The sequence below is a fragment of the Radiobacillus deserti genome (assembly GCF_007301515.1).
GTDB classification, from domain to species: Bacteria; Bacillota; Bacilli; order Bacillales; family Amphibacillaceae; genus Radiobacillus; species Radiobacillus deserti.
This window is the reverse complement of sequence record NZ_CP041666.1, coordinates 1,789,976-1,815,096: the sequence shown is the minus strand read 5'-3', so window position 1 is coordinate 1,815,096 and position 25,121 is coordinate 1,789,976. Positions and strand designations below refer to the sequence as shown.

The following is a 25,121-nucleotide window of genomic DNA, read 5'->3' as shown; positions in this document are numbered from 1 at the left end:
CACGCTTTTTTATCAACTATTGAGCCACCCGTTTTGCTCCTATATATCGCTCTTTCCAATATGAAATCCCCATATCAGATATTTCTACCCCATTTGATTCGCCAGCATGAATAAATTGATTGTTTCCTAAGTAGATCCCCATATGGGAGGGTCCTGCTTTGTAAGTCTGATAAAAAACAAAATCTCCGACGGAAAGATTAGAAACAGGTTTTGTTGCATTCCAAATGTCACTAACCGTTCTACCTAATTTTATTCCTTGAGACTGATATACATATTGAATAAACCCACTACAGTCAAATCCTCCTGGTGATTCTCCACCCCAGACATAAGGGGTGCCAATTAAGCTTTTTGCTGTTGTAATTACACTAGAAACGGAGTAGGAGGTCGTTTGTTTTTTTACTGGTTTCGGCTCCGCTTCTTTTTGTTCTGTATTAGAAGTTGGTGCTTCAACTGTTTTTACCGGTTCTGTCGGTTCTGCTTCATATATCTCATTTACCGTTTTCTCATTAATAGACTTTTTCACTTCTAGCCCATGATCTTCTTGAAAATTAATGATTGCTTTGTCGGTTAATGGACCATAAATACCATCTAGCTCTCCTTTATAATAACCAAAGTATTGGAGGGCTTTTTGTATTTTTGTAATGTCTTCTCCTTGTTCTCCTGGGACATAATCATTCTTGATGGATTTCAGTGGTTGTAAGTATTTTTTCCGCTCAATTTTCATGAGCGTTGTAATTGTTTTTTGATTTGCTACACCATTTACTGTTAAGTGATGATCCTTTTGGAAGCTTTTTAAGGCATATTCGGTTCGAATACCAAACTCACCATCAACAGGCTGTTTAAAATAGTTCAACTGGCTAAGCTTATATTGTAGTACAATGACGGATTCATTATGTTGACCGTATTTTAGATTCTGCGCCTGTGATAAGACCTCATTTTGTAATACAGGGTAAGCATCCACATAAAAGGAAAATGGTTGGCTAAGCAAGAAACCATATGCCATGGAATGTTTTACAACTTGCTGAACATTTCCGGTTTGTAGCATGCGAACTATCCCCTTTCCTAAATTTGCTCTTAACAAGATTTATGTCCTAAAAGAAAGAATATGAATTCATTTTGAAAACGAAATGTTTTTGTAATATATGTGTTACAATGAGGGTATCACCATAGAAAACTACAAATATAGATATCTTAGCGTTCTAGAGTAGCAATGAACCGGTTACGGAAGTATATAGGTCGTTTAAGTGTAATAGGGTTGCTCATTATGTTGCCCTTTATCGATATTACAAAACCATTTCATGGAATTATGCTGGAGCAGGCTAAGGGTAAAGAAGCGCTTTATCCAATATATAAATTAGATAATTCAGATTTATTAAAGTCTTTGATTGTCATACCGGAAATTGTGGAGAATGTGAATGCACTTATTCCCATGGTTAAACGAATAAACTCCATTGATCGACCAATTCTAGAGTTATTGGTAGACCAAGGGGTAAAAATTAGATTGTTTGAAGGTAGTCTTACAGACGAACCTTTGTTATATTATTTAAAATGGGAAAAACCACGTGGATGGACAAAAGATGTGACTTGGGAAGATGTTCCAGGAGCCGGAGGTGGCTGGTTAATCTCGGCAAAAATTGGAGCAAGTGTACCCGGGAATGGTCATGGGTCTATTAATTTAGAACTCCATGAAATTGGGCATACGGTGTATCAATTGTTGAGCACGTCCTCTCAACATCGTACAAGTATGAATAGGCTATGGGAGGAAGAGGTTTCTTCCATGTTCCCTGATCAATCTTATTTTGAAACGTACACATCCGAATACTTTGCGGAGTCTTTTGCCTATTATTATTGTAATGAAAGGACTCGGAAAAAATTACACCAACTTGCACCGAATACGTATCAATTTTTTCAACAATTTCATTCCATTGACCTTTCTCATATAGATTCGTATTTTTTTAGATAGGAGTGTCTTCGTATATGGTTACGGGAGAGCAAGCGTATTTAAAGCTTTGTGAAGAAGTATTGGAACACGGGACAATAAAAGGGGATCGTACAAATACTGGCACGCATTCATTATTTGGTTATCAAATGCGTTTTGACTTATCAGAGGGTTTCCCTTTACTGACAACGAAGCTTGTCCCATTTCGGCTCATTGCGAGTGAGCTTCTTTGGTTTATTAAAGGGGACTCTAACATTCGTTATTTACTGGAGCATAACAACAACATTTGGAATGAATGGGCGTTTAAAAAATGGATAGAAAGTGAACAATACGACGGACCAGATATGACAGATTTTGGACGCAGAAGTTTGCTAGACGAAGCATTTAATGCACAATATAGAGAGCAAATGGACCGATTTAAACAACTAGTTCTAACGGATGATGGATTTGCTAAACGATTTGGTGATCTCGGTTCTGTGTATGGCAAACAATGGCGCGCTTGGCAAACAACGACCAATCAAACGATTGATCAATTAAATGATGTCATCGAAACGATCAAAGTGAACCCAGATTCTCGACGTTTAATTGTTTCTGCATGGAATCCTGAAGATGTTCCAAATATGGCTTTACCACCTTGTCATACTATGTTTCAGTTTTACGTTGCCGATGGAAAATTATCCTGTCAGCTCTATCAACGAAGCGGGGATATTTTCTTAGGGGTTCCATTTAACATTGCTAGTTATGCGCTCCTCACACACTTAATTGCACACGAATGTAATTTAAAGGTTGGAGATTTTATTCATACGTTAGGAGATGCTCATATTTACTCCAATCACAAAGAACAAGTATTAACACAGTTAAGCAGAGAACCAAAATCACTTCCAAACTTAAAGTTAAATCCAGAGAAAAAGTCTGTATTTGACTTTGAGATGGAGGACTTAGCTCTGGAAGGATACGACCCTCATCCTTCCATTAAAGCTCCAGTTGCTGTGTAGAGAAGGAGGGAGAATGTTTTGTTATCATTTCTAGTCGCAATGGATAGGAACCGTGTTATTGGTTATGAGAATAATTTGCCTTGGAGACTCCCTAAAGACTTAAAATTCTTTAAAGAATTAACCACTTCCCAAACAGTTATTATGGGAAGAAGAACGTTTGAATCTATGGGTAAACCTTTGCCAAATCGGACGAATGTTATTGTTACAACAGACTATGCTTATAAACAAGACGGGTGTATCGTGATTCATTCATTGGATACCATTTTACAATGGGAGAAAGAATCCCCTAATCGAGAGCTTTTCATCATTGGAGGAGGCAAAATTTTTGAACAAATGCTGCCACATGTGGATCGAATGTATATTACGTATATAGATGAATCCTTTAAAGGCGATACGTATTTTCCTAATTTTAATCCAGCTGAATGGGTATTAACGAGCGAGAAAAAAGGAGAAAAGGACGATAACAATCCGTATGATTATTATTTTCGTCAATATGATCGAGCATAAGTTTATCTGATCCAGTTTTAGTATCATATGATTATCTGTTATGTTAATATAGACGTTGGAATGAAAACGCAATATAATGTAACCAAGATAGACAAGCTATCATTTACTTAGAATTTTTTGAATTGGAGTGAATCCACATGCTATCTAACATCGGTTTTCCGGGGTTAATATTAATTCTCATTATTGCACTTGTCGTGTTTGGGCCTTCTAAGCTTCCTGAAATCGGAAAAGCTATAGGGAGTTCGTTAAAAGAATTTAAAAAAGCGACTCGTGACCTAGTGTCTGATGACGATACGAAAAAAATAGATGATAAAAAGTAATGTGTAGGAGGTGTAAGGTTATAACAACCTTACATCTTCTTTTCTGATTAGACGGTAGAGGGGGGAAACATGACTTGAATAACGATGAACAATTGTCCAAAGAGAAGGACATGCATGTGGTTGATCATATTTCAGAATTACGCAAACGGTTGATTTGGACAGCTGTCGTGTTTATTTTATTTTTACTTCTCGGCTTTTGGTTTGTAAAAGATATTTATTATTTCTTCGTTCAAGATTTAAGTTTTACTTTAACGGTGATTAGTCCAGGTGAAATTATTTGGATTTATTTTACGATGGCTATGCTCGTTGCTGCAGTCGGTACCATTCCGTTTTTGAGTCTGCAGATTTGGCTGTTCGTTAAGCCAGGCTTAACGTCACGTGAACAAAAGGTGTCCTTATCTTATATTCCAGCGATTTTTCCTTTATTTATAGCTGGTTTAGTCTTTGGATATTACATATTCATTCGTTTGATTTTACCTTTTCTATTATCTTTAAACGATGGCATGTTCACGGAAATGTTTACAGTAGATCGTTATTTTAAATTTTTACTTAACGTTACACTTCCGTTTGGGTTGTTCTTTGAAATTCCGATTGTATTTATGTTTTTAACGAGTCTCGGTATTTTAACACCTGCTTTTCTAAGGAAAACGAGGAAATATGCGTATTTTATTCTTATTATTGTTGGAGCGGCTATTACACCACCAGACTTTATCGTGCAAATTGTAGTGGCCATTCCGCTCATTATTATCTATGAAATAAGTGTCGTGTTATCTGGAATCGTATTCCGTAAAAAACAAGAACAACATGAAGCATTTATGAGGGAAGAACCGTAGTTTGGAGGTGAGGAATTGCGTTCATTTTTTCAATATATGATGAGGTATCGTGGGGCTAAACAATATAAAGATGAAAGTCAGCTCGCTGAATGGATGTTTCGAGATCACGCATTTCCTAAGCATGCAACCTCTTATCATGAAATAAGTAGCTATTTAGAATGGAATTCTCCATTTCCGAATGCCTTACAATTGTTTGATCGGCTTTGGGACGATTATCAGGAAATGGAACAGTAATAAGGAGGAGACAAAGGGTCAGCTTGTCTCCTCCTTTTATTTTCTCCAAAAGTATTTCTTTGCATTAGATGAAGTAAAAGTTCTTTACTCCATTTGAATATCTAATAATTGACGATACGAAAGAGTCTTAGAGCCTTCTTTGTCCACATCCACCGTTAAGCAGCTGTTCAAAATGTCAATGTTGGATATACACCCCAATACGGTATGAAAACGTGGAGTAGCGTAATAAGTAATTCGAACCAGAATCTTCTCCTTATACGCTTTTTGAATTACAGCATTCATTTCTTCTGCTTTTTGTTCGTCTATAATCGGCATCGTTTGGTGGGTATCCTCTTGCCACAGTTCTCGCAACATCTCCACATGTTCTGGTAGCATCAGAGAACTCCACTTAATGGAACCACGGTCATTTATCATTAACCATCTTCCTTTCTTTTCGCTTTATTATATACGAACAAATGTTTGTTTTCAATGGATAAAGAACAAATGTTCGTGTATAATAGGTTAAAAAGGATGGTGAAGGGAACATGACCGCTGAACAAATTCGATGGACGAAGGAACGAAATGTGGAAATGATATATGTGGCCCAAAATGGATCCTTTACACAACGAAGAGTCAAAATTATCGGTATTACAGATACAAAAATATTAGCTTATTGCCATTTGCGCAAGCAGATGAGAACATTTTTGTTAGAGCAAATTTTAGCTATATTTCCATAAATACAAACAAATGTGCAATTTCGATTTGCTACGACACCTATAGAAAACATGATATGATAGATAGTAAGAATATTGTCAGAACAAGGGAGGGAGCCTACTAATCATTTAGTAGGATAGAACAATGAAAATACTTCACACAGCGGATTGGCACTTAGGAAAAATAGTTAACGGTATTCATATGACAGAGGATCAAGGCTATGTTCTGGATCAGTTATTAGACATAATCGAGCAAGAGCGACCGGACGTTATTGTCATAGCAGGTGATCTATATGATCGATCTATTCCGCCAAAAGAGGCTGTTGAACTATTGAATCGTGTATTAACGACAATCGCAACCAAGTACAAAATCCCAATGGTCGCAATATCAGGAAATCATGATAGTCCAGACCGTCTAGAATTTGGACGAGAGTTATTTAAAGCTCAACATTTATATTTAGAAACAAAGCTTCGGTCTCCACTACAGCCGATTACTATTCACGATCAATACGGTCCAGTACATTTTCACCTTATTCCTTACATGGAACCTGCAGATGCCCGTATGTTTTTTGAAAATGATACGATTCAATCTCATCAAGCCGCAATGGAGGCCGTCGTTAACCATATAAAGAAAAATCATGCGATGAAAGAACGACATGTGTTCGTTGGACACGCATTTTTAGCAGGTGGAATGGAATCTGAGTCTGAAGAACGTTTGTCTATGGTAGGTGGCAGTCCCTATGTAGACACTGCTATGTTTCATGACTTCAGCTATGTCGCATTAGGACACCTCCATCAACCACAACGAGTGACAAGCGATACTATTCGATATAGTGGGTCCATCTTGAAATATTCTTTTTCAGAAGCAAATCATAAAAAATCGGTCACCATGGTTGATTTAAGTGAAACAGGAGAAGCAATACTTACATTCATTCCACTGATTCCTCGAAGAGACATGAGGGTCCTTGCAGGTTATTTTGATGAGCTAATGAAGCTTGACCCATCCGAGGATTACTTGCACATTCAGTTGTTAGACGAAGGACAACTAATCGATCCCATTGGTAAGCTGCGTAAAGTCTTTCCAAATATTTTACGATTGGAACGTAAGGTACAGACATCTACTAAAGGACTAAAAGACCTAGAGCAACTCCGAGAAAAGCAAAAAATGTCCCATACAGAATTATTTGAAGCTTTTTATGAAGAAATGAAAGGGGACAAAATACCAGACGAAAGAAAGAGCTATATGGAAAGAATCGTCCAGCAATTATTAGATAAAGAAAGGGAGAGCTAGGGTGCGCGCATTATCATTGAAGATGACCGCTTTTGGTCCATACCACCATACGCAACATATTAATTTTGAGGAACTTGGTGATGAGACGATTTTCTTAATCACAGGACCTACCGGGGCAGGAAAAACAACCATATTTGATGCTATTTGCTATGCACTTTACGGTAAAGCAAGTGGCAGTGATCGTGATCAAGATACGTTACGTAGTCATTTTGCTAGTTCAGATTTACCTACAGAGATAGAGTTTACCTTTTCCATTCGAGATGAAACGTATAAAGTAGTCCGTAGTCCGAAACAATCCAAGCGAAAGGAACGTGGCGAAGGCTTTACGGAGGACCCAGCACGTGCAGAGCTATATGATATAGCGGAAAACCGTTTACTTTCCTCCAAGATTAAAGATGTAAATGAACTATTAGAAGAAAAGCTTGGATTATGAACAATTCCGTAAAAATGATTATGATTCCTCAAGGAGAATTTCGGCGCTTAATCTCTGAAAATAGTAAAGAAAGAGAAGAGATTCTACAAAAGATATTTCACACATACTTCTATGACCGGATTACAGAAGAATTAAAAAAGCAATCGAAAGAATTACGAAATTGGATCGAGCAAATCGAGTGGCAACTAGAACAAGAAGCTGCGAAGATTGAATGGGAAGAACCCGATCAGGAAGAAGAGCCTAGTATGGAGCGAACACTTGAACGATTAATGGAGAGCGTAGAGAAGAAACAAAACCTATTAATAGAGCAACAAGATAAGTTTCAGCTAGAGAAAAAGACGTACACCGAACTCCAGGAAACCTTTTATCAAGCAAAGCAGCGAAAGACTCAATTTGATGAATATGAACAAGTGAAGCAAACGGAACAACTATTACTTAATAAAAAGGAAGAAATGGATCGTACGAAAAACACGTATAACCTTGCACTAAAAGCACATCATTTAAGAGTATTTGAAGATCAAGTGAAACAGCGAAAACACGAGTGGAACGATATCGTTGAAAGAGAAAAGCACCAAATGAAAAGACAAGAGCAAGTAGAAGCTCGGTTTACACAAGTAAAGAAAGAGTATGAAGAGGAAAAAAACAAGGAAGCTGATAGACAAAAGCTTCATGATTGGATAAAGCAACATCAGCAATATTTGCCGAAACTGCAAACCTATACAGAACGAAAGAAATATAAGCAAGCTCTACAACAAAAGATTGGTTTTCTGAAACAAAAGCAGGTGAAGAATCAAGCAGAGATTACCCACCTAAAAGAAAATATTGAAACGTTAGAACAGCGGACGGATGCTCATCATGAGCAAACGAAAAAGTTATACGAAATAGACATTGTGTATAAAAATTGGCTAGAACGCATCACAAAGTTAAAAGAATTAATTCATGAGAATAAGCAGTTACATCAATTAAGAAGTTCATTCTCTAATGTCAAAAAAGAATATGAAGCGACCCAACTTGAACTCCAATCAATAAAGCTTCAGATTAAACAGGAAGAACAACGACAACAGTATGAACTAGCATACTCACTAGCACTACAGTTACAAGATTCCGAGCCTTGTCCGGTTTGTGGATCCACTCATCATCCTTCACCCGCTAGTGTATCATCCAAACAACACGACAAGGGAAAGAATATAGAGCAGCTAGTTGAACAACAGAACCGCTTAGAGCTTCAATTGCAACAAATTCAAGAAAAATTCGTGAACGCCAAATCAGATGGTCAAGCAAAGCGTCAAGTTGTAGAACAATACTGCAAGCAATTGACAGTTCAGATGGAAGACGTTACCGAAAAACAGCTACGTACATGGTTAGAAGAGGCAGAACAATTAGCTCAGCAAGAAAAACTAAACTATGAGCAAGTTCAGCAATTTATAAAAGAGATAGAGAAAGCCAAAAAAGAGCGAGAAGATAAACAAATTATTTTACAACAACTACATGAAAAAACAGAAAAAGAGAAAAAGGAACTAGAGGAGTACAATCAACAAGATGTCGCTGTTCGTACCCAGCTTCAAGCAATCGAACAGGATCTTCCAGCTACTATTTTAAATAGTTCTGCTTCCCAGTTAGAAGAAACAATTCGCCGGGAACAATCCCGCTACGAAAAATGGGTAAAGCATTGGGAAGAAATTAAACAAGTATATGAAGAGTTGGATAATGAGAGAAATCAAGTAGAAGCAACATTAAAGGAGCTTCAGAATTTTATCGATGAGGCTAAAAACCGGTACGAAACCCAGCTTCAGTCTTTCCTTACTAAAGTTAAAGAAAGTGGATTTGAAGACAGAGAAACGTATCATGCTTCCCTTCTGGATGAAGATAAAATGGAGAAGCTTCGTATGGAGTTGGAAGACTATGAAACAAAGAAATCACATATTACGGAAAGAAAGCTAGAACTCGAAACACTATTACGAGATCAGACATATCCTAATTTAGAAAAATTAGAACAGGAAATGACTGCTCAAGAGCAAGTAGTCGAGCAATACCGACATAAACTCCAAGAAATTCAATTATTTATCAAGCAACACGAATCTATTTCTATTCAGTTACAGGATTTACTAGCCAAACAACAGAATTACGCGAAGCAATATTATGATATCGCGGAGCTTGCCGATTTAGCCAGAGGAGAAAACCACCTAAAGCTTTCTTTTGAACGTTATGTACTTTCTTCCTTTTTAGACGAAATTTTAATGCAAGCAAACTTAAGACTCGATCAAATGACGGAACATCGTTATCACCTACAAAGAAGTGATCAAGTCGCAAAACGTGGAGCACAAAGCGGGTTAGATTTAGAAGTAATGGATCATCACACAGGTCAAGTGCGTTCGGTTAAAACCCTTTCAGGTGGGGAAGGATTTAAAACAGCCCTCAGCTTGGCCCTCGGCTTAGCAGATGTTGTACAAGCACATGCTGGTGGTGTTCAGTTGGATACATTGTTCATTGATGAAGGGTTTGGTACGTTAGATGAAGTGTCACTCGCACAAGCTATTGATTGCTTAAAAGGACTTCAACAAAGCAACCGTGTTCTCGGTATCATATCCCACGTGCCACAATTAAAGGAAGAAATTCATGCTAAACTACAAATTTCTACCAGTCCGGAAGGGTCTAAAGTAGCGTTTCAGTTTCATTGATTCATTGCCAATAATTACTCCTTAAAAAGCGAGCAATAATCATGATATAGTAGTAAAAAGAAGTACACTTTCCTCCTACAGGGTAGGAAGAAAGTGTATGACTTTGTTTTTCTCAAGGAGGAAGTTTATGAAGGTAGTAACGGCGTCTACTCCGGAGCAACAATCGTATATGAAAGAACAACTAGAAGATTTGTATGATAGGGTGTTTCCTTGCTTTTTTCCCATCAGTTACATAAAACAGTTGAAAGAATTTAAACTATTGCAACCAGCTAGATTAGAAGAGTTAACCATGGTGGAAATATTAGAAGTTATTGCAGCGGTGCAAACCATTTCTACCATATTAGAAACGTTACACAAAAATCAAACTGCCATTGAGGTTTATGAAGAAGCTTTCCATAAGAATGCGAGTATTCTAAATAAATATGATATTGATTTTCCATTCGAGTTGGAAGACTTCAATTCTAATCAACAGATGAACAGTCAAATGAATGGACGCTATCAAAATTCCACTCATTAAGTTTATATATTTTTTCTTGTCATTCTTTATAGTCTGATTTAGGATATACCTATATGGATGGATAGGGAGGAATTAAGGATGTCCATGCCTCTTTCAGTTGAATGGAAGCTTGTAACAGACGGGAAAGAAAAAAGAATAAAGGAACAAGACAATACGTTCGAAATTCAATTCAGTGATTTTCGGCTTTTTCCAATTAATCAGCTAATTGAAATACGTAGACATGAAAACTCTGATCAAATTGGAACAGGAAAAATCATTGAAATGACATGGAATGAAAAAGGAACCCATTGCAGATATCAACTACATTCGTTATTTAACGTCAATTAACGACAAGTAAACCAAAAGGGATTTATCAATATTCGTTGAATTCTGCGCTTGCCCGGGAAATACTGAAAAAAAGACAGAGAAACTTCTGTCTTTTTTGTTTCGTTTTAAAAAACATTTATAGGTCTTTTCCATAACTAATTAACGTGCCTACACCTATTTATCTTACAAACGTACTATGAAAGTAGCAGATAAAAAGAAACGAGGGATTAGTATGTTTTCTACGCAACAACAAGGTCGTCAATGGATGAGGCCAAATCCTGCACCTTCTAGAAGTTTTACAGGAAGGCAATCCTTACCTACGAGACCTGGGATGCCATTTGGTGGACCTAACCAGGGTGCAACTCAAGGTGGCGGTGGCGTACAAGGCTTTATAAAAAAAATATTTGGTGGTGGATCCAACCCTACTCCTGGACCGATGGGACCAGGATTTGGACCTACAGCTTTTGGTCAAAGTGCTGGTAAGAGCGGAATCTCCGGCATACTAGGAAACACACAAGAAATCCTAAAAATCGCAAAAACAGCAGCTCCATACATTAAAGAATATGGTCCAATGGTAAAGAACCTACCAGCCATGATCCAGATGGTAAAAGCATTAAATTCAGATGATTCGGAAGAGACAGACGCTTCGGATGAATCTGAGGATGTAGATGGTGATGTGGAGGAAGAAGAGGATTCCATTGATTTAGAAGATGAATTGGATTTTGAGGATGAAATTCCAGTCAAAAAGGATAAAAAGCCAAGAAGTAAGAGCTCTAATATGGCGACAAAAAAGAAAAGCAAACCTGTAGTGGAAACTAGTTCAGATGAATTAAATGGAATTTCCAAACCAAAGCTATTCATATAAAGCAGTTTACTTGATTTTTTTCTGTAAAAGAGGAAAAATGAATGCAGAATGTGAGTAGCATAGGAGGAATGTTCCATGCAAAATGAAAAAATCGAAAAAGCGACGTTTGCTGGGGGCTGTTTTTGGTGTATGGTTGAACCGTTCGACGAAAGGCCAGGTATCATAGAAGTCGTATCGGGATACACAGGTGGAACAGTCCCTAATCCAACTTACGAGCAAGTATGTTCAGAAACAACTGGACATATGGAAGCAGTACAGATTACGTTCCATCCAGAAATTTTTCCTTATGAAAAACTTTTAGAAACATATTGGCAACAAATTGATCCTACAGATCCCGGTGGCCAGTTCCACGATCGTGGTGAATCTTATACAACAGCGATTTTTTATCATAACGAACATCAGAAAGAACTTGCTGAGAACTCAAAACAAGCACTTGAGCAAAGCGGAAAGTTTAAGAAACCAATTGTGACGAAAATATTACCTGCAAGTCCATTTTATCTTGCAGAGGAAAAACATCAAGATTACTACAAAAAACAAAAGTTTCATTACAAGCTTTATAAAAAAGGATCTGGTAGAGAAGATTTTATAAACGAACATTGGACTACGAAACCAGATAAAGCAGCATTAAAAACAGAATTGACTCCTATTCAATATCACGTCACACAGGAAAATGGAACGGAAAGACCATTCCAAAACGAATATTGGGATTTCGAACAAGAAGGAATTTATGTCGATATCGTATCCGGAGAGCCCTTGTTTTCTTCAAAAGATAAATATGATGCTGGGTGTGGTTGGCCAAGCTTCACAAAACCAATTGATAAACATGCGATAAAAGAAAACATAGACCAGTCCCACGGTATGATTCGAACAGAAATTAGAAGTAAAGAAGCAGACTCCCATTTGGGACATGTCTTTGAAGATGGACCTACTGATAAAGGCGGGCTTAGATATTGCATGAATTCAGCCGCCATGAAGTTTATTCCGAAAGAGAAAATGGAAGAGCTCGGATACGGAGATTACCTTTACTTATTTAAATAAGCATAAAAATATTCTCCATGCCTCTGTTAACCGACAGAGGCTTATTTATATCTCTATTATCCAAGATATAATAAGGGATTATATTCCGAATTGCATTCCCATACTAGTTAATTGCTGGATGGATCACCGTTAGGGTAGCGATTCATATAAGGCACCATCCCATGTTGGTATGATACTTGTATCGTATCTAGAATCTCTAACATGGAATACTATCTTTTGGAAAGAGATGAATGGAGTGTCATTGGTAGTATTAGAAGTCAAAAAGATTAACAATCAAGTCCTTTGACGAAATGTACTTAAAAAGGTACTATTAGTTTGAATTCAAGATATTAAATAACTGTAATAACATTATGTAAACAAGGTGGGTATAGAAATGGAACATTTCTTTCAGAAAGGAACGAACTCCGATGCACCAACACTTTTAATTCTTCATGGAACTGGTGGAACAGAGAAGGATTTATTACCGATTGCGGAAATGATTGATTCAACTGCTTCTGTTTTAGGAGTAAGAGGTACCGTTTCAGAGAATGGCATGGCTAGATTCTTCCGCAGATTAAGGGAAGGCGTGTTCGATGAAGAAGATTTAATAGAGAGAACGAAAGAATTACATGAATTTTTAGATGAAGCAGCATCACAATATGGCTTTGACCGAAAACGAATTGTAGCAATTGGCTACTCAAATGGAGCAAATATTGCAGGGAGCTTGTTATTCCATTATACTGCTTCCTTGCAAGGTGCCATTCTTTTCCATCCTATGGTACCAAGAAGAAATATAACATTGCCTAACCTAAGTGGAGTTCCGGTATTTATTGGTGCGGGTGAAAATGATCCCCTCTGTTTGCCACAGGAAACGATTGATTTAGAATCACTGCTTACCGAAGCTCACGCAGATGTTACCGTCCATTGGGATCAATTGGGACACCAGCTTTCACAAAAAGAAGTGAACGAAGCCAAAATATGGTATAATACAATTATTAAAAAATAGACATGCAGGAAGCGTGTCTTTTTTTCTCACAAAAAAGGAGTTAGTATGGAGAAAGGAGCTCTTATGGATGGCATATCATTTTACAGGACTAGATCATGTCCAGCTCGCTGCACCAGCTGGTTCAGAGCAAGCTGCCATTCATTTCTATCACACGATACTAGGATTGATCGAATTGGAAAAACCGGAAGCCCTAAAAAAGAATGGAGGAGTTTGGTTTCAATTAGGAAATCAACAGCTTCATATTGGCATTGAGGATTCATTCCAACCAGCTAAAAAGGCTCATCCAGCGTTTTATGTGCAGCAATTAGAAGAATTAAGAAGCCATTTGTCAGAGCATAACATACCTTTTCAAAACGATGATCGGTTACCAGGTTATGATCGTTTTTATGTAGAGGACCCGTTTGGTAACCGTCTAGAATTCTTAGAGAAAATATAAAGGAGTTAGAAGTATGATTCACAAAAATTGGGAACAAAACAAAACGATTAAACAACTTGAATGTGTTCACGCTAATGCAAAAAAATTCGTTGTAGATACTACATTGACCCCTGGCAAAATATATGATGTAAAAAACGAAACGGAAGAATTTTATTTCATTATTGACAACACGAATAGAATTGCAGGCTTTAAAAAAGAGTACTTCAAAGAACTTAGCTAAATCCGTTAGATTTTTTAAAAAATGTTATAATTTTCCGGCGAATAGGACAATATGTATAAAAGAGAGACATTCCATGAAATGATTTTGTATAAATAATAGTCCTTTGAGGAGATGGTTCGCATTGAAAAGGCTTATTCTAATCCGTCATTGCAATGCTGAAGGACAGCATAAGGATTCTCCATTAACGAATGATGGAATTCACCAAGCACGACGTTTAGCAGCATTTTTAAAGGAAACGGGATATTCGATTGAACGAATTATTTCAAGTCCTTATTTACGTGCGATTGAAAGTATAAAACCTTATGCTGAGCAACAGTCTCTACCTATTGAGGTCGATGAACGACTGAAGGAGAGAATTCTGAGTGAAGAGCCTATTGATGATTGGATGGATGTATTGGAGAAGTCTTTTTCAAACCAAGATTTCCGTTTGCCTGGTGGCGAATCATCGAACGATGCAAGGGAGCGAGTGCAACAAGTATTACAGGACTTAAAAGAAGAAGAAACAGACTCTGATATCGCAATTGTAACGCATGGTAATTTACTTGCTATTCTATTAAGTGATTTTCAAGCTGACATAGGATTTAATCATTGGAAGGGCTTTACTAATCCAGATGTTTTTTCAGTCCAAAAAACCGGTGGTGAATATGTGGTTGAAAGAGTTTGGCACGAAGTCTAATTAACATTCCAAAGACTGTCTTGATGACAGTCTTATTTTTGTGTTTCGTAGAATAATTGTATGTAGAATACAAAAAATGACTCTACAGAGATAAAACACTTTTACCTCTAACTTTAAATAGTCTATAATGAACTGTAAAGAAATTTTTGGTATAATAATGAACCGAAATGGTTTTTGTTTTATATTTTAAGGAGGAGATTTGTTTGGCGTTTGTTATTACATCACCTTGTAAAGATGAAAAAGCTGGCGAATGTATAGAAGTTTGTCCGGTAGATTGTATAGAAGAAGGAAAAGATATGTTTTATATCGATCCTGATATTTGTATTGATTGCGGAGCTTGTGAGGCTGTATGCCCAGTAGAAGCTATTTATATGGAAGATGAAGTACCGGAAGAAGAAAATGAATATATTGCGCTTAACAGAAAATTCTTTGAAGACCGATAATAAGAGGAAAAGCCGCTTATCAAAAGCGGCTTTTTAATATTTGATTTGGAAGTCATCAAATCGTGACACTTCTAATTGGTCTATTACTTCTAGCTTGCTAACTTTTGCAAATGGATTCAACCCCTCCATAATGACGGACTTAAATGCCTCAACATCCTCTTCTGGTCCTTCCACGACCATTTCTACATTCCCATCATTTGTATTTTTTACCCAACCATTTAAACCGTATGATTTTGCTTTTAATTGCGCAGTTGCACGAAATCCAACTCCTTGCACTTTCCCATGTACGACAATATGTTGTGAAATCATCCCATTCATCCTCCTTTAATTCTTTGTCTAGTATTAGCATATCAAAACATTTCACAAGAGAATATTATGAAATCCTAGCTTTTGGAAAAGAATATAGTATCAGCACAAGGAGGGATTCCATAACTATGAGCAAACAAATGCCACAGCATCCAGAATCATATTGGAGAGATTCCACAAAGGCCAGAACATCTAAACATTTAGATCAAGATGTGAAAGCTGATGTTGGAATAGTAGGGGGAGGGATTACCGGCATTACAGCTGCCTATCTTCTTAGCAAGCAAGGAAAAAAGGTAGCTTTGATCGATGCTGGCCCTCTTTTTAACGGAACAACAGGTCATACAACCGCAAAGATTACTGCACAGCATGGAATTGTTTATCACACATTTATAGAGCAGTTCGGATTAGATAAAGCTGCATCTTATTATCAAGCAAACAAAGAAGCAATGGACTTTATTAACACAACGATTGAAGAAGAGAAGATTGATTGTGATTATACGGAAGAGAACGCTTATATTTATACAAATTCTGATAAATATGTTGCAAAATTAGAAAAGGAAAAACAAGCCTATGATCAGATTGGAATCCATGGAGCCTTGCTCGACGACATCCCACTAGATTTCTCTGTAAAAAAGGCTTTAAAAATGGATAATCAAGCGCACTTCCATCCATTGAAATACTTAAATCATTTAGTTGATGTGATTCAAAAAAACGGTGGGGACATCTATGAAAATACAACGGCGATAGATGTTGAATACAGTGATCATCCACACATTATTACAAGAAATGGTCACCGTGTGGTTTGTGATCACGTCATAGTCGCATCACATTTTCCTTTTGTAGATGGTGAAGGCTTTTATTTTGCTCGAATGTATCCTAGTCGCTCCTACTTAATGGCGATAGAGCCAAAAAAGGAGTTTCCTGGTGGAATGTACATTAACGCAGAACAACCATCGAGAACGATTAGATATGTGAACATAGATGGGAAAGATGCGCTTCTAGTTGGAGGCGAAAAACATAAAACTGGTCAAGGTAAGCCGGAAATTGAACACTATCAGGAGATTGAAAAGTTCGCGGAAACACACTTTGGCATAAACAATTATTTATATCGCTGGTCCGCACAAGATTTAACGACCTTAGACAAGATTCCGTATGTTGGTCGAATCACCTCAGATCAGCCTGAATTGCTTGTAGCAACAGGATATATGAAATGGGGAATGACGAACGGAACAGCAGCTGCAAAATTACTTACAGATCTGATCCTTGGTGAAGAGAATCCTTATGAAGAACTTTATGACCCTTCCCGTTTCCACGCACAACCAGATCTTAAGAAGTTCGCTGAAATTAACGGAGACGTGGCCAAGCATATGCTGAAAGGAAAGCTAGAATTCACTGGCAAACGAGTAGAGGATTTACAAGAAGATGAAGGGCAAATTATTCGAATCAAAGGAAAACGAACAGGAGCATACCGTGATAAACAAGGTAAAGTCCATCTAGTAGATACAACCTGTACCCATCTCGGCTGTGAAGTGAACTGGAACTCAGGAGACCGAACTTGGGATTGTCCTTGTCATGGAAGTCGTTTCTCTGTTACAGGAGAAGTGATAGAAGGCCCAGCTCAAAAGCCATTGACAAAATATAATGATTAAATAAAAACCAATTTTAAGGGAAAAGAACTTTAAAAATACTAAATATAATGGAAATCATTTCTCATGGCCAAATTGTTATCATATAATGAAATGGAATGTGATTAAACTATCTTGGGAGGGGAACTATGAGAATTGTAGTAGCTGGTGGGGATGGATTTTGTGGTTGGCCTACAGCCTTATATCTATCCAAGCAAGGACATGACGTAACCATACTAGATAATTTAGTCAGAAGGAAAATGGATGACGAGCTTCGGTCCAATTCAGTGACACCTATCGCCAGTCTAGAAGAACGAGTAGTGAAGTGGAAGGAATTGACTGGCAAAGAAATTAAAACGTTTATTGGGGATTTAAACCACTATGATTTCTTAAAAGAAGTCTTTAGGCAGACGCAACCAGATGCATTTGTTCATTTTGCAGAGCAAAGATCCGCACCGTATTCCATGATGGACCGGGAACACGCGGTGTTTACTCAAACCAATAACGTAATCGGAAATCTTAACGTGTTGTATGCGATAAAAGAATTAGCTCCAGATTGTCATCTCATTAAATTGGGAACAATGGGAGAATACGGAACGCCGAACATTGATATAGAAGAAGGATATTTAGAAGTAGAGCATAACGGACGTAAAGACAAGCTTCCATTTCCGAAGCAACCAGGTTCTTTTTATCATTTGTCTAAGGTACATGACAGTCATAACATTATGTTCGCGTGTAAGATATGGGGAATCCGTGCAACGGATCTCAACCAAGGAATCGTTTATGGATTACATACGGATGAGACAGATATGGATCCGGTTTTAGTTAATCGGCTTGATTACGACGGTGTTTTTGGAACTGCACTCAATCGTTTTCTAATTCAAGCAGCTACGGGGCATGATCTGACCGTGTACGGTTCAGGCAATCAAACGAGAGCTTTCTTAAATATAAAAGATACCGTTCGCTGTATTGAAATTGCAGCAGACAACCCGGCAGATCGCGGTGAGTTTCGTGTATTCAACCAATTTACAGAGTATTTCTCTGTAAAAGAATTAGCTGAAAAGGTACAAAAAGTCGCCGATGAGAATGGTCTTCCTGCAACGATTACACACTTAAAAAACCCGCGAATAGAAGCTGAAGAGCATTATTATCACGCGGTGAATACAAAATTACGTGATTTAGGACTAGAACCACATTTGCTAACGGACGAAGTTCTGAAAGGAATATTAGACTCAGTAATTACAAACCGCAATCGTGTTATAAAAGAAAACGTAATACCTTCCGTCACCTGGAAGTAATTAAAAGGAGCTTTTTGCTTTGAAAATTGCAATTGTGACTGAAACTTTTTTACCATCCACAGACGGAGTGGTAACAAGGTTAACCGAAGCAATAAAATATTTGAGAAAAATGGAGCATGATGTGTTAATCATCGCTCCAGATCTCGGCGTTTACGAATATGAAGGGGCAGTCGTCAAAGGTGTAAAAACGACAACAATGCCATTTTACCGGTACAAAAAATTCTCTTTACCACAAAAGATAGTTAAAGAGATGATTGAAGACTATGATCCTGATATTGTACATGTTGTGAACCCCGCTCTAGTAGGTGCATCAGGGGTGCTATATGCTGCGAAATTAGGCTATCCGTTAGTAGCCTCTTATCACACTCATGTACCAAAGTATTTGGATTACTATAAAATTTATAAACCATTAAAGCCGGTCTTTTGGAGTTACTTTAAATTTCTTCATAACAAAGCAGATCTTAACCTATGTACATCCGAGGCTGTACGTAAAGAACTAGTCGAACGTGATTTTTATAATATGCAATTATGGAAAAGAGGGGTAGATATTAACAAATATCACCCTTCTCACCGAAATGAAGACATGAGACTTCGCTTAACGGATGGAAATCCGAAAGATAAACTCATCCTATATGTGGGAAGACTAGCAATTGAAAAAGAAATTCATAAACTAAAACCACTATTGGACAGCCGTAACGACATTCGTTTAGCCATTGTAGGGGATGGACCAGCAAGAGAAGAACTAGAAAGAACGTTTGAAGGAACTAACACTGTATTTACTGGATTTCTGCATGGCGAAGAGCTTTCGCAAGCATTTGCTTCCGCGGACGCATTTGTATTCCCTTCGATAACGGAAACATTAGGACTAGTCATTTTAGAAGCGATGGCGTCTGGACTACCTGTCATTGCAGCTAAAAGTGGTCCGACCATGGAACAAATAGAAGAGGGGAAAACAGGATTGTTATTTGAAAACGAGAATCTTGAAAGTATGTTTGAAGCGGTTAGTCAATTAGATAGTGAGTTAAAGCTTCAAGAATTAAAACATAATGCTCGTATAGAAGCAGAAAAATTCAGCTGGAAAAAACCCTCAGAACAATTATTAGAATTTTATGAGGAAACCATAAAGCAATACCACCAAAAAGCAAACGTTAAAGAAACTATTAGTTAATGATAAACAGAGATCTCTTGAAAGAGTGTCTCTGTTTCTTTTTTGGACAATATTCCTCGCGTCAATTAACATACTATGAAAAGATTAAGTACACAAAACAAATTAACAGAAATAATAATAAGTGAATAAGTGAAAATAAAATCTCAAATTTCTTAATATCCTAAGAATACTCAGTTTATGAGAATTGGGATTCCCTTTTATTTATTACTTCCTATAATATATATTATGTAAACTAGAAAATCGAAAATCAAATTTATCTATTACACTCTATTCTCATACTTTTGTTACATTAGAACTCAAGTTCCCCCATAGTGAATTATTCATACCTTTTTCTCCTTGTGTTGGGTTTTAAACATTAAGAAAAGTGCTTTTCAATCAATAATTTATACTTAACATCACAGCTTGTCATTTCGACAACTTTCACCACCTATCCCTTCCGTTTTTCCTAGTCCATTAAGGGAAAAGATAAAGGAGTTTGCGTGTTTTCTTTTGCTTACACATTTCATAACACATAATAGCCTATAATAAAAGCACTTAACTCAAGTATCTGAGTCAAATGCTTTTACAATTCCTATACGACCTCTCCTTAGCTTCCTAAAAATACACCACCATAAACAAGAGCAAATACAATCACAATTGCAGGATTCAATTTTACTTTCTCTAATAAAATAAAGCTTCCTGCAACTAAGAGAATCGTTTGCCAAATACCGACATCTACATATGATGTATGAAAAAAGCTGTAAGCCATCCCACCAAGCAATATAGCGATCGTTGGTCTGATTAGGGCTGTCATTGTTTTAACCTTTGGTGAATCCTTAAACTTATTAAGTACGCTTAACAGTACGATCATTAATATTAATGATGGTGCAACTGTTGCAAATACTCCAACTACAGTTCCAAGAACTCCTCCTTGCTGGAAGCCAATAAAACCTGCCATTTTAGTTGCTATTGGTCCAGGAAGTGCGTTTGCCATCGCGAGCATCTCACTGAAGTCTTGGACAGACATCCAATGAAAGCGACCAACTACTTCATTTTCCACCAGTGGAATGGAAGCAGGACCACCGCCGTACCCGACAATCCCAGGGATAAAAAACGCTAAGAAGATTTGCCAATAATTCATGAGGTCATTTTCCCCCTACCTTTTTCATCGGATTGTTCTTTCGATTTTATTGGTTTAACAAGTGCATAAACCAATAAAAGCCCAATTAGAATCCCAGGATGTAATCCTGCGATTTCTATTAATAGCCCGGATATGACAGCAAGTGCAATCGTTAGCGTCCAGCCAAGACCACCCTTAGCTTTTTTTAGAAAATCGTAGGTTAATACAGCTAGCATCACACCGACCACCGGCACTACTGCTTGTGTCATGCCTTTCACCCAAGGCTGTTCACTCATAGAGGCTAAAAAGGTTAATAAAAATATCATAATAACAATCGTTGGAATAATGGTTGCCAGAACTGCATTTACCATCCCGATAATTCCTGACACTCGATAGCCAATATATCCAGCCATTTTGGTCGCTATTGGTCCAGGTAAAGAATTACCAAGAGCAAGGATATTTGCAAACTCCTCATCATCTAACCATTTGTATGTCTCGACTACTTCCTTTTTCACTAGAGGAATGGAAGACGGACCACCACCATAACCAAGCATCCCAACCTTAAAAAAAGCTAAGAAAATATGCCACTGTTTCATATCAAATCCCCCGAACAATCTCGATGTGTCTTTTTCTGTTTTTAATAAGCTGCAATTGTTCCTTCTGTTCTCGCTTCTGTCCCACCAAAGAGCGTACCTGTTTCATGGTCACGCCAAATAATCTGGCCACGTCCGAATGCCCCTCTTTCTAGTTGGACCTCTATCTCATGGCCTTTCCTTGCTAAGGCTTCTGCCACGTGTGCTGGGAAGGTAGGTTCTACCATAATTTTCTTCCCTTCCATCCATTGCCATCTAGGGGCATCAAGTGCTGCTTGAGGATTCAAATGAAAATCAATGGTATTCATGATTACTTGCACATGTCCTTGCGGTTGCATAAATCCACCCATTACACCAAATGGACCTATTGCCTGAGTTCCCTTAGTAAGGAATCCGGGTATGATCGTATGGTAGGTGCGTTTCCCACCCTGCAAGGTATTGTCATGATTAGAGTCTAGCGAGAAGTTGTGACCACGGTTTTGTAAGGCAATGCCTGTTCCAGGTACAACAAGCCCTGAGCCGAATCCCATATAGTTACTTTGAATGAAGGACACCATATTTCCTTCATTATCTGCTGTTGCTAAATAAACAGTGCCCCCTTTAGGTGGCGTGCCTGGTTCAGGTTGAATGGCTTCATCACCGATCAGCGCTCGTCTTTCTTTTGCATAGCTATCTGATAGCAATCCTTTAACAGAACTTGACATATGTTTTTCTTCTGTGATGTATGACTGACCATCAGTAAAAGCAAGCTTCATTGCCTCTAGTTGCTTATGATACGTGTCTACAGCATCCATTTCCTTAAAGTCATACCCCTTTAGAATATTTAATGCCATTAACGCAACTAATCCTTGGCCATTCGGTGGTATTTCCCAAACATCATATCCACGATAAGAAACAGAAATAGGATCTACCCACTCCGGTTGATAAGCGGCTAGATCTTCCTTCGTTAAAAAGCCATTATATTGTTTAGAGAATGCAGCAATTTTCTGAGCAATTTCTCCGCGATAAAAGGACTCTCCCTTTGTTTCAGCAATCGCTCTTAACGTAGCAGCGTGACCCTTTGATTTCCATATCTCACCAATCTCAGGTGCCTTACCATCTGGAGCAAAGGTCTCAAACCAATGGTTAAATTCTTCACCCTTTAGCACCTCTTTATACCGTTTAGCAGCAGACTTCCAGAACTTGCCTAAGATCGGTGAAAGAGGATAGCCATTCTCTGCGTAATCGATAGCGGGCTTTAGTACATCCGTTAAAGGTAGCTTGCCAAATCGCTCAGAAAGCTCTACCCATGCACCAGGTGCTCCTGGTACAGTAACAGGAATCCAACCGAACTTCGGAATTTCCTCATATCCCCGTTCTTTCACCTTATCAACGGAGATTGATTTGGGCGATGGTCCGCTTCCGTTTAAACCATGGAGTTTTCCTTTTGTCCAAACAAGGGCAAAGGCGTCCCCTCCAATTCCATTAGATGTAGGTTCGACAACCGTTAGCGCTGCAGCAGTAGCAATTGCTGCATCGATGGCATTGCCTCCTTGCTTTAGCATATCTAAACCGGCTTGTGCGGCTAACGGCTGGGAGGTTGCAACCATCCCTTTACTAGCAACAGTAGTCATCCGTTGTGATCCATATGGATAGCTTAAATAATCAATGTTCTTCATCATGACTACTCCTTTCTATTAAAATTTCACACTTCGTGACAAGCAACAAAATGTCCTTCTTCTATTTCACGCCATTCTGGTCTAACCTGACTACACCTTTCCGTTGCTAGCGGACAACGAGTATGGAAAGGACAGCCCTTTGGATAATTTGCTGGATTAGGCAGGTCACCATCTAGTCGAATTCGCTCTTTTTTTCTACCTGGAATTGGACGAGGAATTGCAGATAAAAGGGCTTTCGTGTATGGATGAAGAGGATTTTCATATAGTTGTTTAGATGACCCCAGTTCTGCTGTTGCACCTAGATACATGACTAGTACTCGATCACATACATGTCGCACCACACCCAAGTCATGAGAAATAAATAAATAGGTTAATTGATGAGATTGTTGTAATTTTTTTAGTAATTTAATGATTTGAGCCTGCACAGATACATCTAGTGCTGAAACAGCCTCATCACATACGATAAAAGATGGATTTAACGCAATCGCTCGGGCAATACCAATTCGTTGACGTTGTCCACCACTAAATTCATGCGGATAACGCTCATAATACTCTTCTTTTAGTCCAACCTCCACCAATAGTTCCTTGACTCGTTTTTGTCTTTCGGCCCTTGACAGGTTGGTGTGAATTATAAAAGCTTCCTCTAGTGCATCACCAATGCGCTGGCGAGGGTTTAAGGATGCATAAGGATCCTGGAAGATCATTTGCATTTCCTTTTTAAATGTTTTCAGTTTCTTTTCTGATAGGCCACTAATTTCTTCACCGCGAAATTTAATGGACCCGTCTGTTAATTCTTCTAAACCTAAGACAGTTCTGCCAAACGTAGATTTTCCACAGCCAGATTCACCAACAACTCCTAATGTCTCACCCTCAAACACATCAATACTGACGTCTTCGACAGCCTGAACATTTCCAGTTGTTCGCTTTAGAACACCGCTTTTTATCGGAAAATATTTCTTCACATTCTTCACTTCAAGAAGTGGCTGATTTGTCATGTGTAGGCACCTCCTGTAGCCAACATTTGGACTGGTGGTTTTCAGATACCGTAAACGACGGTGGTGACTGTGCGCGACATTTATCCGTTGCAAATTCGCACCTTGTATGGAATCTGCATCCTTCTATTTTTTCATTAATGTTCGGTAATGTACCCGGAATTGATTCCAGTGCATGGGTTTCATCATCTACATTTGGTACAGATGCTAACAATCCCTTTGTGTAAGGATGCTGTGGATGGTTGAAAATAGTTTCCACATCTCCAATTTCTACTACTTCCCCTGCATACATAACCATCACACGATCAGCAATTTCGGCTACGACACCCATGTCATGAGTAACGAAGATAACTCCCATATCCATTTCTTTCTTTAAATCATCCATTAAATCTAAGATTTGAGCTTGGATCGTTACATCCAGAGCTGTTGTCGGCTCATCAGCGATTAACAAGGATGGCTTACATGCCAGTGCAATAGCAATCATCACACGTTGACGCATCCCACCACTTAGTTCATGAGGATATTGCTTTAATCGTTTTATGGGATCAGGAATACCAACTTGTTCTAGAAGTTCAATCGCCTTAACATTTGCCTCTTTTTTACTCATTTTTCTGTGAATCATCAAAGGTTCACGTAATTGATAACCAATGTCGAACACTGGATTTAACGCAGTCATTGGTTCTTGGAAGATCATAGACATCTTATTACCACGTAAACGGCGTAGCTCTTCTTCCTTTTTCTTCGTTAGATCTTCATTATTAAACAAAATCGATCCTTCTGTGATTTTTCCATTTTGGGGAAGAAGCCCCATTAAAGAAAGGGAAGTAATACTTTTCCCACAGCCGGATTCACCTACTATACAAAGTGTTTCGCCTTTATTTACTGTGAATGATATCCCACGAACAGCTGAAAGATTACCTTCAGCTGTTCGGAATTGGGTTACCAGGTTATCTACTTGAAGTAATTGTTCCATT

The 25,121-nt window shown here is 38.1% G+C and carries 30 protein-coding genes; 22 read left to right on the top strand and 8 right to left on the bottom strand.

What is annotated here, in order from left to right; all coding sequences use genetic code 11:
• Positions 1-16 precede the first annotated feature (16 nt).
• A complete protein-coding gene (locus FN924_RS09580; RefSeq protein ID WP_143893953.1) occupies positions 17-1,045 on the bottom strand; it encodes a C40 family peptidase in 1,029 nt (342 codons plus the stop codon).
• 219 nt (positions 1,046-1,264) lie between these two features.
• Between FN924_RS09580 and FN924_RS09575 the strand changes: the two genes are divergently transcribed.
• From FN924_RS09575 to FN924_RS09550, 6 genes are all read left to right on the top strand, one after another.
• The gene (locus FN924_RS09575) at positions 1,265-1,963 is read left to right on the top strand and encodes an anthrax toxin lethal factor-related metalloendopeptidase (RefSeq protein WP_158633981.1); all 699 of its coding nucleotides are present in this window, start codon (positions 1,265-1,267) and stop codon (positions 1,961-1,963) included.
• 14 nt (positions 1,964-1,977) lie between these two features.
• Positions 1,978-2,934, top strand: coding sequence for a thymidylate synthase (locus tag FN924_RS09570; protein ID WP_143893949.1), 957 nt, complete (start codon positions 1,978-1,980; stop codon positions 2,932-2,934).
• A gap of 18 nt (positions 2,935-2,952) precedes the next feature.
• Complete coding sequence (locus tag FN924_RS09565; RefSeq protein ID WP_143893946.1) at positions 2,953-3,441, top strand: dihydrofolate reductase; 489 nt, start codon at positions 2,953-2,955, stop codon at positions 3,439-3,441.
• A gap of 137 nt (positions 3,442-3,578) precedes the next feature.
• On the top strand, positions 3,579-3,761 hold the full coding sequence (gene tatA, locus FN924_RS09560) for a twin-arginine translocase TatA/TatE family subunit (RefSeq protein ID WP_143893944.1): 183 nt from the start codon (positions 3,579-3,581) through the stop codon (positions 3,759-3,761).
• Between the two features lie 74 nt (positions 3,762-3,835).
• Positions 3,836-4,594: a twin-arginine translocase subunit TatC gene (gene tatC / locus FN924_RS09555; RefSeq protein ID WP_407691987.1), complete on the top strand. Its 759-nt coding sequence runs from the start codon at positions 3,836-3,838 to the stop codon at positions 4,592-4,594.
• A gap of 15 nt (positions 4,595-4,609) precedes the next feature.
• The gene (locus tag FN924_RS09550) at positions 4,610-4,828 is read left to right on the top strand and encodes a YozE family protein (RefSeq protein WP_143893942.1); all 219 of its coding nucleotides are present in this window, start codon (positions 4,610-4,612) and stop codon (positions 4,826-4,828) included.
• A gap of 84 nt (positions 4,829-4,912) precedes the next feature.
• Here the strand turns inward: FN924_RS09550 and FN924_RS09545 are convergent, their stop codons facing one another.
• Positions 4,913-5,242, bottom strand: a complete 330-nt coding sequence (locus FN924_RS09545; RefSeq protein ID WP_143893940.1) for a YolD-like family protein — start codon at positions 5,240-5,242, stop codon at positions 4,913-4,915.
• A 110-nt stretch (positions 5,243-5,352) separates the two neighbouring features.
• Between FN924_RS09545 and FN924_RS09540 the strand changes: the two genes are divergently transcribed.
• The 13 genes from FN924_RS09540 to FN924_RS09480 all read left to right on the top strand — a co-directional run bounded on the left by FN924_RS09540 (position 5,353) and on the right by FN924_RS09480 (position 15,408).
• Positions 5,353-5,544: a WYL domain-containing protein gene (locus FN924_RS09540; protein ID WP_143893938.1), complete on the top strand. Its 192-nt coding sequence runs from the start codon at positions 5,353-5,355 to the stop codon at positions 5,542-5,544.
• Between the two features lie 121 nt (positions 5,545-5,665).
• The gene (locus FN924_RS09535) at positions 5,666-6,811 is read left to right on the top strand and encodes an exonuclease SbcCD subunit D (protein ID WP_143893936.1); all 1,146 of its coding nucleotides are present in this window, start codon (positions 5,666-5,668) and stop codon (positions 6,809-6,811) included.
• Position 6,812: 1 nt separating this feature from the next.
• Positions 6,813-7,244: an AAA family ATPase gene (locus FN924_RS09530; protein WP_143893934.1), complete on the top strand. Its 432-nt coding sequence runs from the start codon at positions 6,813-6,815 to the stop codon at positions 7,242-7,244.
• Positions 7,241-9,922: an SbcC/MukB-like Walker B domain-containing protein gene (locus FN924_RS09525; RefSeq protein WP_143893932.1), complete on the top strand. Its 2,682-nt coding sequence runs from the start codon at positions 7,241-7,243 to the stop codon at positions 9,920-9,922. Before FN924_RS09530 ends, FN924_RS09525 begins: the two co-directional genes overlap by 4 nt.
• 127 nt (positions 9,923-10,049) lie before the next feature.
• Positions 10,050-10,439: a DUF5365 family protein gene (locus FN924_RS09520; protein ID WP_143893930.1), complete on the top strand. Its 390-nt coding sequence runs from the start codon at positions 10,050-10,052 to the stop codon at positions 10,437-10,439.
• Between the two features lie 78 nt (positions 10,440-10,517).
• On the top strand, positions 10,518-10,766 hold the full coding sequence (locus tag FN924_RS09515; protein WP_143893928.1) for a DUF2584 family protein: 249 nt from the start codon (positions 10,518-10,520) through the stop codon (positions 10,764-10,766).
• Between the two features lie 211 nt (positions 10,767-10,977).
• On the top strand, positions 10,978-11,610 hold the full coding sequence (vrrA, locus tag FN924_RS09510; protein ID WP_158633980.1) for a VrrA/YqfQ family protein: 633 nt from the start codon (positions 10,978-10,980) through the stop codon (positions 11,608-11,610).
• Positions 11,611-11,685: 75 nt separating this feature from the next.
• Positions 11,686-12,648 (top strand): peptide-methionine (R)-S-oxide reductase MsrB, encoded by a 963-nt coding sequence (msrB, locus tag FN924_RS09505; protein ID WP_143893924.1) that lies wholly within the window; start codon positions 11,686-11,688, stop codon positions 12,646-12,648.
• Between the two features lie 373 nt (positions 12,649-13,021).
• The gene (locus tag FN924_RS09500) at positions 13,022-13,633 is read left to right on the top strand and encodes an alpha/beta hydrolase (protein WP_143893922.1); all 612 of its coding nucleotides are present in this window, start codon (positions 13,022-13,024) and stop codon (positions 13,631-13,633) included.
• 67 nt (positions 13,634-13,700) lie between these two features.
• Entirely contained in the window at positions 13,701-14,069 is a 369-nt protein-coding gene (locus FN924_RS09495) for a VOC family protein (RefSeq protein ID WP_143893920.1), read from the top strand.
• Positions 14,070-14,082: 13 nt separating this feature from the next.
• The gene (locus FN924_RS09490) at positions 14,083-14,289 is read left to right on the top strand and encodes a DUF6501 family protein (RefSeq protein WP_143893918.1); all 207 of its coding nucleotides are present in this window, start codon (positions 14,083-14,085) and stop codon (positions 14,287-14,289) included.
• A gap of 121 nt (positions 14,290-14,410) precedes the next feature.
• Entirely contained in the window at positions 14,411-14,965 is a 555-nt protein-coding gene (locus FN924_RS09485) for a histidine phosphatase family protein (protein ID WP_143893916.1), read from the top strand.
• Positions 14,966-15,168: 203 nt separating this feature from the next.
• On the top strand, positions 15,169-15,408 hold the full coding sequence (locus tag FN924_RS09480) for a ferredoxin family protein (RefSeq protein ID WP_143893915.1): 240 nt from the start codon (positions 15,169-15,171) through the stop codon (positions 15,406-15,408).
• A gap of 33 nt (positions 15,409-15,441) precedes the next feature.
• Here FN924_RS09480 and FN924_RS09475 read toward each other — a convergent pair whose 3' ends face one another.
• Positions 15,442-15,717 (bottom strand): acylphosphatase, encoded by a 276-nt coding sequence (locus tag FN924_RS09475; protein ID WP_143893913.1) that lies wholly within the window; start codon positions 15,715-15,717, stop codon positions 15,442-15,444.
• A gap of 125 nt (positions 15,718-15,842) precedes the next feature.
• On the opposite strand from FN924_RS09475, the gene FN924_RS09470 reads away from it, so the two are divergent.
• The 3 genes from FN924_RS09470 to FN924_RS09460 all read left to right on the top strand — a co-directional run bounded on the left by FN924_RS09470 (position 15,843) and on the right by FN924_RS09460 (position 19,805).
• Entirely contained in the window at positions 15,843-17,363 is a 1,521-nt protein-coding gene (locus FN924_RS09470; protein ID WP_143893911.1) for an FAD-dependent oxidoreductase, read from the top strand.
• Positions 17,364-17,488: 125 nt separating this feature from the next.
• Positions 17,489-18,637, top strand: coding sequence for an NAD-dependent epimerase/dehydratase family protein (locus tag FN924_RS09465; RefSeq protein ID WP_143893909.1), 1,149 nt, complete (start codon positions 17,489-17,491; stop codon positions 18,635-18,637).
• A gap of 19 nt (positions 18,638-18,656) precedes the next feature.
• A complete protein-coding gene (locus tag FN924_RS09460; RefSeq protein ID WP_143893907.1) occupies positions 18,657-19,805 on the top strand; it encodes a glycosyltransferase family 4 protein in 1,149 nt (382 codons plus the stop codon).
• Between the two features lie 586 nt (positions 19,806-20,391).
• On the opposite strand, the gene FN924_RS09455 is transcribed toward FN924_RS09460, so the two are convergent.
• The 5 genes from FN924_RS09455 to FN924_RS09435 are packed head-to-tail and all read right to left on the bottom strand — an operon-like array spanning position 20,392 to position 25,120.
• Positions 20,392-20,925 carry a chromate transporter gene (locus tag FN924_RS09455; RefSeq protein ID WP_143893905.1) on the bottom strand — a complete coding sequence of 178 codons (534 nt, stop codon included), beginning with the start codon at positions 20,923-20,925 and terminating at the stop codon, positions 20,392-20,394.
• Positions 20,922-21,500, bottom strand: coding sequence for a chromate transporter (locus tag FN924_RS09450; protein ID WP_143893903.1), 579 nt, complete (start codon positions 21,498-21,500; stop codon positions 20,922-20,924). Before FN924_RS09450 ends, FN924_RS09455 begins: the two co-directional genes overlap by 4 nt.
• Before the next feature lie 41 nt (positions 21,501-21,541).
• Complete coding sequence (locus FN924_RS09445; protein ID WP_194709709.1) at positions 21,542-23,155, bottom strand: gamma-glutamyltransferase family protein; 1,614 nt, start codon at positions 23,153-23,155, stop codon at positions 21,542-21,544.
• Positions 23,156-23,181: 26 nt separating this feature from the next.
• Positions 23,182-24,150 carry an ABC transporter ATP-binding protein gene (locus FN924_RS09440; RefSeq protein ID WP_143893901.1) on the bottom strand — a complete coding sequence of 323 codons (969 nt, stop codon included), beginning with the start codon at positions 24,148-24,150 and terminating at the stop codon, positions 23,182-23,184.
• Positions 24,128-25,120, bottom strand: coding sequence for an ABC transporter ATP-binding protein (locus FN924_RS09435; protein WP_143893899.1), 993 nt, complete (start codon positions 25,118-25,120; stop codon positions 24,128-24,130). The genes FN924_RS09440 and FN924_RS09435 overlap by 23 nt, the downstream gene beginning before the upstream one ends.
• Between the last annotated feature and the right edge of the window lies 1 nt (position 25,121).

Coding starts and splice junctions, on each gene's coding strand:
- FN924_RS09580 (WP_143893953.1), bottom strand. CDS start 1,045: ATGCTACAAACCGGAAATGTTCAGCAAGTTGTAAAACATTCCATGGCA.
- FN924_RS09575 (WP_158633981.1), top strand. CDS start 1,265: ATGTTGCCCTTTATCGATATTACAAAACCATTTCATGGAATTATGCTG.
- FN924_RS09570 (WP_143893949.1), top strand. CDS start 1,978: ATGGTTACGGGAGAGCAAGCGTATTTAAAGCTTTGTGAAGAAGTATTG.
- tatA (WP_143893944.1), top strand. CDS start 3,579: ATGCTATCTAACATCGGTTTTCCGGGGTTAATATTAATTCTCATTATT.
- FN924_RS09545 (WP_143893940.1), bottom strand. CDS start 5,242: ATGATAAATGACCGTGGTTCCATTAAGTGGAGTTCTCTGATGCTACCA.
- FN924_RS09540 (WP_143893938.1), top strand. CDS start 5,353: ATGACCGCTGAACAAATTCGATGGACGAAGGAACGAAATGTGGAAATG.
- FN924_RS09535 (WP_143893936.1), top strand. CDS start 5,666: ATGAAAATACTTCACACAGCGGATTGGCACTTAGGAAAAATAGTTAAC.
- FN924_RS09525 (WP_143893932.1), top strand. CDS start 7,241: ATGAACAATTCCGTAAAAATGATTATGATTCCTCAAGGAGAATTTCGG.
- FN924_RS09520 (WP_143893930.1), top strand. CDS start 10,050: ATGAAGGTAGTAACGGCGTCTACTCCGGAGCAACAATCGTATATGAAA.
- FN924_RS09515 (WP_143893928.1), top strand. CDS start 10,518: ATGTCCATGCCTCTTTCAGTTGAATGGAAGCTTGTAACAGACGGGAAA.
- vrrA (WP_158633980.1), top strand. CDS start 10,978: ATGTTTTCTACGCAACAACAAGGTCGTCAATGGATGAGGCCAAATCCT.
- msrB (WP_143893924.1), top strand. CDS start 11,686: ATGCAAAATGAAAAAATCGAAAAAGCGACGTTTGCTGGGGGCTGTTTT.
- FN924_RS09500 (WP_143893922.1), top strand. CDS start 13,022: ATGGAACATTTCTTTCAGAAAGGAACGAACTCCGATGCACCAACACTT.
- FN924_RS09495 (WP_143893920.1), top strand. CDS start 13,701: ATGGCATATCATTTTACAGGACTAGATCATGTCCAGCTCGCTGCACCA.
- FN924_RS09490 (WP_143893918.1), top strand. CDS start 14,083: ATGATTCACAAAAATTGGGAACAAAACAAAACGATTAAACAACTTGAA.
- FN924_RS09475 (WP_143893913.1), bottom strand. CDS start 15,717: ATGATTTCACAACATATTGTCGTACATGGGAAAGTGCAAGGAGTTGGA.
- FN924_RS09470 (WP_143893911.1), top strand. CDS start 15,843: ATGAGCAAACAAATGCCACAGCATCCAGAATCATATTGGAGAGATTCC.
- FN924_RS09465 (WP_143893909.1), top strand. CDS start 17,489: ATGAGAATTGTAGTAGCTGGTGGGGATGGATTTTGTGGTTGGCCTACA.
- FN924_RS09455 (WP_143893905.1), bottom strand. CDS start 20,925: ATGAATTATTGGCAAATCTTCTTAGCGTTTTTTATCCCTGGGATTGTC.
- FN924_RS09450 (WP_143893903.1), bottom strand. CDS start 21,500: ATGAAACAGTGGCATATTTTCTTAGCTTTTTTTAAGGTTGGGATGCTT.
- FN924_RS09445 (WP_194709709.1), bottom strand. CDS start 23,155: ATGAAGAACATTGATTATTTAAGCTATCCATATGGATCACAACGGATG.
- FN924_RS09440 (WP_143893901.1), bottom strand. CDS start 24,150: ATGACAAATCAGCCACTTCTTGAAGTGAAGAATGTGAAGAAATATTTT.
- FN924_RS09435 (WP_143893899.1), bottom strand. CDS start 25,120: ATGGAACAATTACTTCAAGTAGATAACCTGGTAACCCAATTCCGAACA.